Genomic DNA, 13,092 nt, shown 5'->3' with positions numbered 1-13,092 from the left:
ATGTTTTAGCCTCCGACGCACCGAGGAGTCACCGTGCAAGAGCTGAAGCACTACGTCGGCGGCGCGTACGTCGAGTCGAAGTCGGGCCGGACGGCGGAGATCATCGATCCGGTCACCGGGCGCCCGTACTGCACCGCGCCGATCGCCGGGCCCGAAGACGTCGACAACGCGCTGCAGGTCGCCGCGACCGCGTTCGAGAGCTGGCGCGCGACGACCCCCGCGCAGCGCCAGCTCGCGCTGCTCAAGCTCGCCGACGCGCTCGAAGCCCGCGCCGAGGAGATCGTCCGCGTCGAGTCGGCGAACACCGGCAAGCCGGTGGCGCTGACGATGGCCGAGGAAATCCCCATGGTCCTGGACCAGGTGCGGTTCTTCGCCGGCGCCGCGCGCGTGCTCGAAGGCCGCTCGGCCGGCGAGTACCTGGAAGGCCACACCTCCTTCGTCCGGCGTGAGCCGGTCGGGGTCTGCGCCCAGGTCACGCCGTGGAACTACCCGCTGCTCATGGCCATCTGGAAGATCGCGCCCGCGCTCGCCGCCGGCAACACCGTCGTGCTCAAGCCGTCCGACACGACCCCGGCGTCGACGCTGCTGCTGGCCGAGATCGCCGGCGAATTCTTCCCGCCGGGTGTGTGCAACGTGGTCTGCGGTGACCGCGACACCGGCCGCGCGCTGGTGGAGCACGACATCCCGGCGATGGTGTCGATCACCGGCTCGGTCCGCGCGGGCATCGAGGTCGCGAAATCGGCGGCCGGCGACGTCAAGCGCGTCCACCTGGAGCTGGGCGGCAAGGCGCCGGTGATCGTCTTCGCCGACGCCGACCTCGAAGCCGCCGCCGAGGCCATCGCCGCGGCCGGCTACTTCAACGCGGGCCAGGACTGCACCGCCGCCACCCGGGTGCTGGTCGCCGACGAGGTGCACGACACCTTCGTCGCCGCGCTCTCCCGGCAGGCCGAAGCCACGAAGACCGGCAAGCCGGACGACGAAGACGTCGCCTACGGTCCGCTCAACAACGCGGCTCAGCTGGAGAAGGTGGCCGGGTTCGTCGCCCGGCTGCCGGACCACGCGACCGTCCACTGCGGCGGGCACCGGGCCGGCGACGAGGGCTACTTCTACGAGCCCACCGTCGTCTCCGGCGTCCGGCAGGACGACGAGATCAGCCAGAACGAGATCTTCGGCCCGGTCATCACCGTCCAGCGGTTCGGTGACGAAGCCGAGGCGCTGAAGGCCGCGAACGCCGTCCAGTACGGCCTCGCCTCTTCGGTCTGGACCCGCGACCACCAGCGTGCCATGCGCGTGTCGGCGAAGCTCGACTTCGGCTGCGTCTGGATCAACACGCACATCCCGCTGGTCGCCGAAATGCCGCACGGCGGGTTCAAGAAGTCCGGCTACGGCAAGGACCTCTCCCTGTACGGACTCGAGGACTACACCCGCGTCAAGCACGTGATGAGCGCACTGTGAGGCTCGCGATGCCCAACCAAGCACCCACCGAGACGCGCGAGGAAGCCGCGCCGCCGCACGGCACCGTGCGGCCCGCCATCCGGCTTTCCGGGCTGCGCAAGCACTTCGGGGACGTCCACGCGGTCGACGGCGTCGACCTCGACATCCCGCCCGGCGAGTTCTTCTCGATGCTCGGCCCGTCCGGCTCCGGCAAGACGACCGTGCTGCGGATGATCGCCGGCTTCGAGCTGCCCACCGCGGGCACGATCGAGCTCGAAGGCCGGGACGTCAGCCGGCTGGCGCCGTTCGAGCGCGACGTCAACACGGTGTTCCAGGACTACGCCCTGTTCCCGCACATGACCGTGCTGCAGAACGTCGAGTACGGCTTGAAGGTCAAGCGGGTCCCGAAGCGGCAACGCCGGGAGCGCGCGCTCGAAGCGTTGAAGACCGTGCGGCTGGAGGACTACGGCTCGCGCAAGCCCGCGCAGCTGTCCGGCGGGCAGCGCCAGCGTGTCGCGCTCGCCCGCGCGCTGGTGAATCGCCCGAAAGTGTTGCTGCTCGACGAACCGCTCGGCGCGCTCGACCTCAAGCTGCGGCAGACCATGCAGCTGGAGCTCAAGCAGATCCAGCGCGAGGTCGGCATCACGTTCGTCTTCGTCACCCACGACCAGGACGAAGCCCTCACCATGAGCGACCGCATCGCGGTGTTCAACAACGGGAAGATCGAGCAGGTCGGACCACCCGAAGAGGTGTACGAACGCCCGGCCAGCGCGTTCGTCGCCGGGTTCGTCGGCACGTCCAACCTGCTCGGCGGGCGCGGTGCCGAGTCCGTCATCGGCAGGCCGGGGCTGTTCAGCATCCGGCCGGAGAAGATCCGCATCGACGGCGAGCTGTCCGAACCCGCCGCGGCGGGGGAGACCAGCGCGACCGGCACGGTCACCGACGTCGTGTACGCCGGGGCGACCGTGCGGTACGCCGTCGCGCTCGACGCCGGCGGCCAGCTCTCGGTCGTCCGGCAGAACCTCGGCGGCGACACGGCGTTCGCCGACAACCGCGTCCGGCTGAGCTGGCGTGACGAACACAGTTTCCCGGTCCCGGGTTAGTCGAAAGGGTTGCCATGAAGAACAGGAAGACGCGGCTTGCCGGGCTCCTCGGCGCCAGCCTGCTGTTGGCTGCATGTGGCACGTCGGGCTCCACCTCGTCCGCGCCGCCCGGCGCGCAGGGGTTCACCCCGCCGAAGCTGGCGGCGCTCACCGCGCTCGGGCAGCCGGAAGGGCAGCTGAACGTGCTGGCCTGGCCGGGGTACGCGGAGAACGGCTCGAACGACCCGAAGGTCAACTGGGTGACGCCGTTCGAGCAGCAGACCGGCTGCAAGGTGAACGTCAAGCCGTTCGGCACCTCCGACGAAGCCGTGACCCTGATGAAGACCGGTCAGTACGACGTCGTCTCGGCGTCGGGTGACGCGTCGCTGCGGCTGGTGGCCTCCGGGGACGCCGAGCCGGTGAACACCGCGCTGGTGCCGAACTACGCCGACGTCCAGCCGTTCCTCAAGAACAAGCCGTGGAACAGCGTGAACGGCACGGCCTACGGCATCCCGCACGGCTGGGGCGCGAACCTGCTGACCTGGCGCACCGACAAGGTGACGCCCGCGCCGGATTCGTGGTCGGTCATGTTCGACCCGAACTCGCCGTACAAGGGCAAGGTCATCGCCTACGACTCGCCGATCTACATCGCCGACGCCGCCCTGTACCTGATGGCGCACCAGCCGGACCTGGGCATCAAGAACCCGTACGCCCTCGACGACAAGCAGTTCACCGCCGCGGTGAACCTGCTCAAGCAGCAGCGGCCGCTGGTGAGCGAGTACTGGTCGGACTACCTGAAAGAGTCGCAGGCGCTGAAGAACGGCGACGCCGTCGTCGGCACCGCGTGGCAGGTCACGGTCAACCTGACCAAGGGCGAAGGCGCGCCACTGGAGTCGGCCGTGCCGAGCGAAGGCGCCACCGGCTGGTCGGACACCTGGATGGTCGCGGCGAAGTCGGCGCACAAGACGTGCGCGTACAAGTGGCTCGACTACATCGTCAGCCCGAAGGTCAACGCCCAGGTCGCCGAGTACTTCGGCGAGGCACCGGCCAACCCCAAGGCGTGCGCGGAGATGACCGACAAGACACTCTGCGACAGCTACCACGCCAACGACGCGGCGTACGCGGCGAAGATCGCGTACTGGACCACGCCGATCCAGCAGTGCCTCGACGGCCGCACGGACGTCAAGTGCAAGGACTACGGCGAGTGGACCAAGGCCTGGACCGAAATCAAGGGCTGACCCCTGAACTCCGGGAGCGGCGGGCCGTGTCCCCCCACTCCGCCCGCCGTTCCCGGACCCCATCCCTGCGAGGCATGATGACCGCCGTTTCCGCCTTCTTCTACCGGAAACCCAAGCTGCGCCTGGGTTTCCTGCTCTCCGCGCCGCTGCTCTGGCTCGGCCTGGCCTACCTGGGCGCGCTCGCCGCGCTGTTCGTCACGGCGTTCTGGCACACCGACGCGTTCACCGGCCAGGTCGTCATCGAGTGGTCGCTGGACAACTTCAAGACGCTGTTCAGCGACGCCGTCTACCGAACCATCACCTTCCGCACGGTCGGGATCGCGGCCCTGGTCACGGTGATCGACGCGGTCGTGGCGTTCCCGATGGCGTTCGCCATGGCCAAGCTCGCATCGCCGCGGGCGCAACGCATCCTGGTGATCGCCGTGATGACGCCCTTGTGGGCGAGCTACCTGGTGAAGGCGTACGCGTGGCGTTCGATGCTGTCCGGCAACGGGGCGCTGAGCCGGCTTTCGCCCGGCTACGGCGTCACGGCGACGATCATCACGCTGTCCTACCTCTGGCTGCCGTACATGATCCTGCCGATCTACGCGGGCCTCGACCGGTTGCCGGACTCCCTGGTCGACGCGTCCGGCGACCTCGGCGCGCGCTCGTTCCGGACGTTCCGGTCGGTGATCCTGCCGCTGACGTTCCCGGCGATCGTGGCCGGCTCGATCTTCACGTTTTCGCTGTCGCTGGGCGACTACATCGCGGTGAAGATCGTCGGCGGCACGTCCCAGATGCTCGGCAACGTCGTCTACGACAACATCGGCGCGGCCAACAACCTGCCGTTCGCGGCCACGGTGGCGACCGTGCCGGTCGTGATCATGCTGGTCTACCTGGCCGCGGTGCGCCGCACCGGCGCGCTGGACAACCTCTAGGAGCGCCTCGTGCGGACGTCTCGGATGCTGCTGTGGACGGCGCTGGGCCTCGGCCTGGCGGTGATCTACTTCCCGCTGGTGGTGGTGCTGCTCAACTCCTTCAACGCGGACACGACGTTCGGCTTCCCGCCGTCGAGCTTCACGCTGGAGTGGTGGAGCCGCGCTTCGTCGAACGAAGGCGCGTTGCACGCGTTGTGGACCAGCGTGGAAGCGGGTCTCGCGGCGACGGCGATCGCGCTGGTGCTGGGCACGATGGCGGCGTTCGCGTTGCAGCGCTACCGGTTCTTCGGCCGCAACCCGGTGTCGCTGCTGATCATCCTGCCGATCGCGCTGCCGGGCATCGTCACGGGCATCGCGCTCAACAACGCGTTCCGCACGGTGCTGGGCATCGACCTGGGCCTGCTGACGGCGATCGTCGCGCACGCGACGTTCTGCATCGTGGTGGTGTTCAACAACGTGGTGGCCCGGTTGCGGCGGATGGGCGGCAACCTGGAGGAGGCGTCGATGGACCTCGGCGCGACGGGCTTCACGACGTTCCGGCTGGTGACGTTCCCGATGCTGCGCTCGGCCCTGCTGGCCGGCGGGCTGCTGGCGTTCGCGCTGTCGTTCGACGAGATCATCGTGACGACGTTCACCCTGGGCACGGGCATGGAGACGCTGCCGATCTGGATCTACAACAACCTGTTCCGGCCCAACCAGGCCCCCATCGTGAACGTCGTCGCGGCGGTGCTGATCGTGGTGTCGACGGTCCCGGTGTACCTCGCGCAGCGCCTGTCGGGCGACACAGCGTCGGGCGGCAGGCTCTAGGGCCGGAAGGAGTCCGTGGCCGCGCGCAGCGCCGCCAGCACGCCCGGGTCGGTCACCGCGTGTCCCGCGCCTTCGAGCAGCTTCAGCTCCGACCCGGGCCACGCGCGGTGCAGCTCGTACGCCGTGATCGGCGGGCACACCGCGTCGTAGCGGCCCTGCACCAGCACGCCCGGGATGCCCGCGAGCTTGCCCGCGTCGCGGATCAGCTGGCCGTCTTCGAGCCACGCGCCGTGGGAGAAGTAGTGGACCGCGAGACGGGCGAAGGTCAAGGCGAACGCCGGGTCGGCGTACTGGCGGACGAACGACTCCTGCGGCAGCACCGAGACCGTCGCGCCTTCCCAGGTGCTCCACGCGACCGCGGCCCGGTGCCGGACCTCTTCGGACGGGTCGTCGAGCAGCGTCGCGTACGCGGCGAGAGGGTCGTCTCGCAGTGAGGCCGGGATCGGGGCCAGGAAGGCTTCCCACTCGCGCGGGAACAGGTTCGCCGCGCCACCCCGGTAGATCCAGTCGAGTTCGCTTCGCCGCGCGGTGAACACACCCCGCAGGATGATTTCGCTGACGTGCGAAGGATGCGTCTCGGCGTACGCGAGCGCGAGGGTCGCGCCCCAGGAACCGCCGAAGAGCTGCCAGCGCTCGATGCCGAGCCGCTCGCGCAACGCCTCCATGTCGGCGACCAGGTGCCACAGCGTGTTCGCGGTGAGGTCCTCCGCGCCCGGCGTCGACTGGCCGGACCCGCGCTGGTCGAACAGGACGATGCGGTAGGCGGCGGGGTCGAAGTGCCGCCGCGCCATCGGCGCGATCCCGCTGCCGGGGCCGCCGTGCAGCACCACGACCGGCTTCCCCGCCGGGTTGCCGGCCTCCTGGCAGCGGATCCGGTGCCCGTCACCGACGTCCAGGAACCCTTCGGCGCGCGGGGGAAGCGGCGGGTACAGCTCGTCCATGCCCGACACTTTGCCGGAGGGTCCTGGCCGTCGCCCCGACGCCCCGCCGCCGGGAGCCGGGACGACGACCAAGAAAGGTGGGAGCCCGCCCCCGCCGCCGGGCTGAGCGGGCTCCCGGTCCGAGGGCGTCAGCCGCCAGGGTGGGCCGGCACGCTTCCGGCGTGGTCACGACGGCGGGCAATCCGCTCACGCATTCCGGTCCTCCTCGTCGAGGGTTCGAAGCTTCGTCGTGGCGACGACGGGCTAAACGCTAAGCCACGAGTCGAACGCCAGTCAAGAACATGATTAGTGTTCATGCATGTGAACGCCACTGAGAGGACGCTGAGCTTGCCGGTCCCCCCTTGCCCGGGGTTAACGAATGGGCCGGTACTTTTCGGGTGGCGAGTACTCGAAAGAAGTACGGAAAGGCTCCGAATGTCCGCGGTGACCTATGTCGAAGCGATTGTCGTCGGCGCCTTGCAAGGGGTGTCGGAATTGTTTCCGGTGTCCAGTCTCGGCCACAGCATCCTGCTGCCCGCCTGGCTCGGCGGGTCCTGGCAGCGGGACCTGAGCATCGGGAAGGATTCGCCGTACCTGGCGGTGCTCGTCGCCATGCACGTCGCGACCGCGCTGGCGCTCGTGCTGTTCTTCCGGAAGGACTGGGTGCGGATCATCGGCGGGCTGTGGACGTCGATCCGCCGCCGCGAGGTCCGCACCCCCGACCAGCGGCTCGCGTGGCTGCTCGTGCTCGCCACGATCCCGGTCGGGCTGGCCGGCCTGCTCCTGGAAGGGCTGCTGCGCGACTTCCTCGGCAAGCCGGTGCCGTCGGCGATCTTCCTCGCGCTCAACGGCGGCGTGCTCTACGCCGCCGAGAAGTTCTCCCGGCCGGGCCGGGCCGCCGCGGAAGAAGCGGACACAGTGGACTTTTCGGCGGAGGACACGATGGTCATGCGGGCGGTCACCGTCGAGGAGGCGACCGACGTCCGGCTGGCGAAGCTGAAGGTCGGCGAGGCGGTGCTGATCGGCGCGGCGCAGATCCTCGCGCTGCTGCCGGGCATCAGCCGCTCGGGCATCACGATGGTCGCCGGCCTGCGACGCGGGCTCGGGCACGAGGACGCCGCGCGGTTCGCGTTCCTGCTCGCCACCCCGGTGATCCTCGCCGCGGGCGTGCTTAAGATGCCGACGCTGTTCGCGCCGGAGAACCACGCCTCCCTCGGCCCGGCGCTCGTCGGCAGCGTCATCGCGGGCGTCGCTTCGTACATTTCTGTCCGGTTCCTCACCGGATACTTCGAGACACGCACTCTGACCCCGTTCGCCATTTACTGCGTGGTCGCCGGAATCGGCAGCCTGATTTTCTTCGCGGTGTGACGTGCCCCTGACGTTCGACGCCCCGGCCGTGCTCGCCGTGCTCATCCTCGGCGGGCTCTACGTCCGCGCGGCCCGCGGCCGCGGCTGGCCGCCGGGGCGCACGACGGCCTTCCTCGCCGGGCTCGCGACGATCGTGCTGGTCACCTGCTCACCGCTGGCGTTCTACGACAGGACGTTCTTCTGGGTCCGCGCGGTCCAGACGGTCACGCTGCTGATGGTCACCCCGCTGCTGCTGGCCATGGGCGCCCCGATCCGGCTGCTGCTGGACAGCCTCCCGCACGCGACGTGGCTCCGGCGGCACGGCCGCGGCCCGGTGGCCAGGGCGCTGACGTTCCCGCCGGTGGTCACGGCCGTCCTGGTCACGCCGGTGCTCGTGCTCTACCTGACCCCGCTGTACGACCTCACGCTGCGGTCCTCGGTGGTGGACGGGCTGGTCCGGCTGGTGCTGGTGCTGGCCGGGTTCACGTACTTCTGGACGCGCCTTGGCCTCGACCCGACCCCGCGGGAGGACCCGCACCTGGTGTCGCTGTGGATCGCGTTCACCGAGGTGATCTTCGACGGCGCGCTGGGCCTGGTGCTGTGGCTGGGCCCGCTGCTGGCACCGGCTCACTACGCGGCCGCGCACCCGGGCTGGGGCCCGGACCCGCGCACGGACCAGATCATCGGCGCGGGCGTGCTGTGGATCGGCGGTGACGTCGCGGGGCTGCCGTTCATCGCGGCCCTGTTCGTCCGCTGGGCCCGCGACGACGAGCGGCGCGCGAAGCGGATCGACGCCCAGCTGGACGAAGAAGCCGCTTCGGACGCCGCCGCGTCGTCGGGCCTGTGGTGGGAGAACGACCCGGCGCTCGCGGAACGGTTCAAGCGCCGGTGAGCCGCTCAGTCGTGGAACGCGTGCTCCGGCGCCGGGAACTCGCCGCGGCGGACGTCCTCCGCGAACGCCGTCGCCGCGTCCTGCAGCACCGTCGCGACGTCCGCGTACCGCTTGACGAACCGCGGCGCCTTGCCGCGCCGCAGCCCGGCCATGTCCTGCCAGACGAGCACCTGCGCGTCGCAGTCCGGACCGGCGCCGATGCCGACCGTCGGGATCTTCAGCTCCGCCGTGACGCGCTTCGCGGCTTCGGCCGGCACCATCTCCATCACCACCGCGAACGCCCCGGCCTCCTGCAGCGCCAGCGCGTCGGCGAGCAGCACGTCCGCCGCTTCGCCGCGCCCCTGCACCCGGTAGCCGCCGAGGTTGTGCTCGCTTTGCGGGGTGAAGCCGATGTGGCCCATCACGGGCACGCCCGCCGACGTCAGCGCCTCGACGTGCGCGGCGAACCGGCGTCCCCCTTCGAGCTTCACGGCGTGCGCGCGGCCCTCCTTCATGAACCGCACCGACGTCTCGAGCGCCTGCTGCGGCGAGAGCTGGTAGGAGCCGAACGGCAGGTCGGCGACCACGAGAGCCCGCTTGACCGAGCGGGTGACCGCCCGGACCAGCGGCAGCAGCTCGTCGACGGTCACCGGCAGCGACGTGTCGTACCCGAAGACGTTGTTGGCCGCGGAGTCGCCGACGAGCAGCACCGGGATCCCGGCTTCGTCGAACAGGGCGGCGGTGTACATGTCGTAGGCGGTGAGCATGGGCCACGGCTCGCCGCGTTCCTTCAGCTCACGCAGGTGGTGGACGCGGACCTTCCGGCCCGGTGCGGGCCGCGCCGCGGCGGCTCCGGTGCCGTAGGGGGCCGCTTCTTCGGCGGGCCCGGTTACGCTGGCAGACATCGTCGTCGACCGTCCTTCCCTCGAGGCCTCGATGAGGTCCCCGGGTCGTGGAGCAGGGGTGTCCCAAAGGGTGACACGCCCCGGGACGGCCGCCCAGCATCGTGGGACCAGCTTCACACCCCCGGGTACCAGGCCGGGTCAGCCTTCAGGCTGATGCCCGGGGACAACCAACCTGTGTTCACTTACGTCAAGTAAGGGGCACGACGACCGATCGGCCGCGAAAGGCACGAAAGCAACGATGGGTAACCTCGCGAGCACACGACGGCGCCTCCCCGCCTGGAAGGCGAAGGCGGGCGGCATCGTGGCGACCGTGGTCCAGCTGGCCGCGGTGTTCTCGGTGGTCCTGCTGATCACCGGCGGCCCCCACGGCCGCCTGCTCAACGGCATCGACATGGGCTTTTCCGCGCTGAGCGTGCCGACCAGCGCGAGCCTGGTGATGGTGCTGCTGCTCGTGGTGCTGGGCGCGGCGCTGCGGCGGCGCAAGAAGGCGGCGCTGTACACGCTGGTGCTGTTCCAGGTCGGCGGGCTGCTGCTCACCATGGCCCTGCAGGCCACCCTGCTGTGGTCACCCGAACTGCTGACGCTCGGCCCGAAGCAGGTCCGGCACATCCCCGCCCAGCTGTGGACGCTCACGGTCGCGGACGTGCTGTCGATCGGCCTGATCGTGTTCCTGCTCGCGCTGCGCCCGGCGTTCCCCGCGCGGCTCGCGCCGAGCGCCTGGCGTGACGGCCTCACCATGCTGTTCGGCGGCCTGGCCGCGGTCGTCCTGGTCGGCTGGGCGCTGGCCGAGGCGTTCCCCGGCCACCTCGGCGACACGTGGGAGCGCTTCGCCTGGGTCGTCAACCACGCCACCGGCGAGAACCTGCAGCTGCGCCGGATCGGCGTCGGCGAGGGGCCGGCCTGGCTGGACGTGCTGATCGACCTGTGCGCCACGGCTGTCGCCACCGGGGCGCTGTACATGCTCTTCCGTGGCGTCCGCAGCCGTCGCCTGCGGACGGACGACGAAGAGCTCCGCGTGCGTCAGCTGCTCGCCGAGTACGGCGAGGACGACTCCCTCGGCTACTTCGCCACCCGCCGCGACAAGAGCGTCGTGTTCTCCCCGAACGGCCGCGCCGCGGTGACCTACCGCGTGCTCGCCGGCACCAGCGTGGCCAGCGCCGACCCGATCGGCGACCCGGTGGCGTGGCCGGACGCGGTCCGCGCGTGGCTCGACGAGGCACGCACGTACGGCTGGACGCCCGGCGTGCTCGGGGCGAGCGAACGCGGCGCCAAGGTGTACGCCGCCGCCGGCCTGCGCGCGCTGGAGATCGGCGACGAAGCCGTGCTCGACGTCCGCGAGTTCAGCCTCGCCGGGCCGGAGCGGCGCTCGGTGCGCCAGGCCGTGAAGCGCATCCAGCGCGCCGGGTACACGTCCAAGGTCCGCCGGCACGGCGAGATCCCCGCCGCGGAGATGGCCGACCTGCTCGCCCGCGCCCAGGCCTGGCGCGGCGCCGAGACCGAACGCGGCTTCTCGATGGCACTGGGCCGCCTCGGCGACCCGAGCGACAGCCGCAGCGTGATGGTGGAGGCCTACGACGCCCGCGGCGAGCTGCGCGGCCTGCTGTCGTTCGTCCCGTGGGGCAAGCGCGGGCTGTCCCTCGACCTCATGCGCCGCGACCGCGACGCCGAGAACGGCCTCAACGAGTACATGGTCGCCGAGGTCGTCGCGGCCGCGCAGCACCTCGGCGCGCAGCGGATCTCGCTCAACTTCGCGATGTTCCGCGCGGTCTTCTCCGAGGGCGAGCGGATCGGCGCGGGCCCGGTGCTGCGGGCCTGGCGCGGCGTGCTGAGCGTGTTCTCGCGGTTCTTCCAGCTGGAGTCGCTGTACCGGTCCAACGCCAAGTACGGCCCGGACTGGGAGCCGCGCTTCCTCTGCTACTCCTCGGCGCGGCGGCTCCCGCGCGTCGGCATCGTCGCGGGCGCGCTGGAGGGGTTCGTCCCGACCGGGCGGGCGCGGTCGCTGCGGCTGGAGACGGTCAGCGACGACTTCGTCGCGCGGGTCAAGGAGATCGAGGCGGCCGCGACCACGCCGCCGGTGAAGACCGTGCGGCGGCCGGAGCAGGTCCGCGTCCGGATGGCCAAGCTCGCCAAGCTGCGCGAGGCCGGGATCGACCCGTACCCGGTCGGGTTCCGCCGCGACGACCACATCGGCGACGTGGTGAAGAAGTTCGGCGACCTGCCCCCGGACACGGCCACCGGGCACCGGGTCCGGATCGCCGGGCGCGTGCTGAACCTGCGCATCCTCGGCGGCCTGTGCTTCGCCCGCGTCAAGGACTTCAGCGGCGAGATCCAGCTGATGCTGGAGGCGGGCGTGCTGGACCTGACCCGCTGGCGGACCGGCGTCGACCTCGGCGACCACGTCGGCGTGAGCGGCCAGGTCGTGACGTCGAAGCGGGGCGAGCTGTCGGTGCGCGTCGACGAGTGGACGGTCACCGCGAAGTGCCTGCACCCGTTGCCGGACAAGCGGAAGGGCCTCACCGACCCGGAGACGCGGGTGCGGCAGCGCTACCTCGACCTCGCGGTCAACCCGGACTCGACGAGCATGCTGCGGCTGCGGTCCACAGTGGTCCGCGCGGTGCGCGAGCGGCTGCACCACGCCGACTACCTCGAGGTCGAGACGCCGATGCTGCAGACGGTGCACGGCGGCGCCAACGCCCGCCCGTTCGTCACGCACATCAACGCCTACGACATGCGGATGTACCTGCGGATCGCGCCGGAGCTGTACCTCAAGCGGCTGTGCGTCGCCGGCGTCGAGCGCGTCTTCGAGCTCAACCGCAACTTCCGCAACGAAGGCGTCGACGCGACGCACAACCCCGAGTTCACGATGCTCGAGGCGTACCAGGCCTACGCGGACTACGACACGATGCGGACGCTGACGCGCGAGCTGGTCCAGCACGCGGCGGAAGCGGCGTACGGCGCCCAGATCGTGCGGCGGCCCGACGCGGACGGGCGCATCGTCGAGCACGACATCTCCGGCGAGTGGCCGGTGATCACCGTCCACGACGCCGTCTCGGCGGTCTTCGGCGAGCAGATCCACTCGGGGACGCCGCTCGCCGAGCTGCGCCGCCTGTGCGTCGCGGCGGGCGTGCCGGTGGGGGAGGACCCGACCCACGGCGACCTCGTCCTCAAGGCGTTCGAGCACCTCGTCGAGGGCGCGACGGTCCTGCCGACCTTCTACACGGACTACCCGACCGACGTCTCGCCGCTGACCCGCCAGCACCGGGAGGACCCGCGGCTGGCCGAGCGCTGGGACCTCGTCGCGTTCGGCTCCGAGGTCGGCACGGCCTACACGGAGCTGACCGACCCGATCGAGCAGCGCCGGCGCCTGGAGGCCCAGTCGCTGCGCGCGGCCAGCGGCGACGTCGAGGCGATGGAGCTGGACGAGGACTTCCTGCTGGCCCTGGAGCACGGGATGCCGCCGACGGGCGGGCTCGGGCTGGGCGTCGACCGGCTGCTGATGATGCTCACCGGAGCGTCGATCCGCCAGACGGTCCTGTTCCCCTTCGTCCGTCCGCAGGCATAACGACTCGGT

Annotated in this window: 10 protein-coding genes; 8 read left to right on the top strand and 2 right to left on the bottom strand. The window is 70.7% G+C overall.

The window, feature by feature from the left end; genetic code table 11:
* Nucleotides 1-33: 33 nt before the first annotated feature.
* The 5 genes from BT341_RS42610 to BT341_RS42590 all read left to right on the top strand — a co-directional run bounded on the left by BT341_RS42610 (nucleotide 34) and on the right by BT341_RS42590 (nucleotide 5,478).
* On the top strand, nucleotides 34-1,455 hold the full coding sequence (locus BT341_RS42610) for a gamma-aminobutyraldehyde dehydrogenase (RefSeq protein ID WP_072481597.1): 1,422 nt from the start codon (nucleotides 34-36) through the stop codon (nucleotides 1,453-1,455).
* An 8-nt stretch (nucleotides 1,456-1,463) separates the two neighbouring features.
* Nucleotides 1,464-2,537 (top strand): ABC transporter ATP-binding protein, encoded by a 1,074-nt coding sequence (locus BT341_RS42605; protein WP_072482490.1) that lies wholly within the window; start codon nucleotides 1,464-1,466, stop codon nucleotides 2,535-2,537.
* 14 nt (nucleotides 2,538-2,551) lie between these two features.
* The gene (locus BT341_RS42600) at nucleotides 2,552-3,754 is read left to right on the top strand and encodes an ABC transporter substrate-binding protein (RefSeq protein ID WP_072481596.1); all 1,203 of its coding nucleotides are present in this window, start codon (nucleotides 2,552-2,554) and stop codon (nucleotides 3,752-3,754) included.
* A 77-nt stretch (nucleotides 3,755-3,831) separates the two neighbouring features.
* The gene (locus BT341_RS42595; protein WP_072482489.1) at nucleotides 3,832-4,671 is read left to right on the top strand and encodes an ABC transporter permease; all 840 of its coding nucleotides are present in this window, start codon (nucleotides 3,832-3,834) and stop codon (nucleotides 4,669-4,671) included.
* A gap of 24 nt (nucleotides 4,672-4,695) precedes the next feature.
* The gene (locus BT341_RS42590; protein ID WP_072481595.1) at nucleotides 4,696-5,478 is read left to right on the top strand and encodes an ABC transporter permease; all 783 of its coding nucleotides are present in this window, start codon (nucleotides 4,696-4,698) and stop codon (nucleotides 5,476-5,478) included.
* On the opposite strand, the gene pip is transcribed toward BT341_RS42590, so the two are convergent.
* Nucleotides 5,475-6,419: a prolyl aminopeptidase gene (gene pip, locus BT341_RS42585; protein ID WP_072481594.1), complete on the bottom strand. Its 945-nt coding sequence runs from the start codon at nucleotides 6,417-6,419 to the stop codon at nucleotides 5,475-5,477. The genes BT341_RS42590 and pip overlap by 4 nt on opposite strands.
* Before the next feature lie 414 nt (nucleotides 6,420-6,833).
* On the opposite strand from pip, the gene BT341_RS42580 reads away from it, so the two are divergent.
* Both BT341_RS42580 and BT341_RS42575 read left to right on the top strand, forming a co-directional pair.
* A complete protein-coding gene (locus BT341_RS42580) occupies nucleotides 6,834-7,766 on the top strand; it encodes an undecaprenyl-diphosphate phosphatase (RefSeq protein WP_072481593.1) in 933 nt (310 codons plus the stop codon).
* A gap of 1 nt (nucleotide 7,767) precedes the next feature.
* Complete coding sequence (locus BT341_RS42575; RefSeq protein ID WP_072481592.1) at nucleotides 7,768-8,637, top strand: cytochrome c oxidase assembly protein; 870 nt, start codon at nucleotides 7,768-7,770, stop codon at nucleotides 8,635-8,637.
* Nucleotides 8,638-8,642: 5 nt separating this feature from the next.
* Here BT341_RS42575 and panB read toward each other — a convergent pair whose 3' ends face one another.
* Nucleotides 8,643-9,521, bottom strand: a complete 879-nt coding sequence (panB, locus tag BT341_RS42570; protein ID WP_072481591.1) for a 3-methyl-2-oxobutanoate hydroxymethyltransferase — start codon at nucleotides 9,519-9,521, stop codon at nucleotides 8,643-8,645.
* A 238-nt stretch (nucleotides 9,522-9,759) separates the two neighbouring features.
* Between panB and lysX the strand changes: the two genes are divergently transcribed.
* Nucleotides 9,760-13,083 carry a bifunctional lysylphosphatidylglycerol synthetase/lysine--tRNA ligase LysX gene (gene lysX / locus BT341_RS42565; protein ID WP_072481590.1) on the top strand — a complete coding sequence of 1,108 codons (3,324 nt, stop codon included), beginning with the start codon at nucleotides 9,760-9,762 and terminating at the stop codon, nucleotides 13,081-13,083.
* The last annotated feature ends 9 nt before the right edge of the window (nucleotides 13,084-13,092 follow it).

Origin of the sequence: Amycolatopsis australiensis (assembly GCF_900119165.1) — a bacterium.
GTDB lineage: Bacteria > Actinomycetota > Actinomycetes > Mycobacteriales > Pseudonocardiaceae > Amycolatopsis > Amycolatopsis australiensis.
The sequence above is the reverse complement of the archived record's forward strand: the minus strand, read 5'-3'. Positions and strand labels throughout refer to the sequence as shown.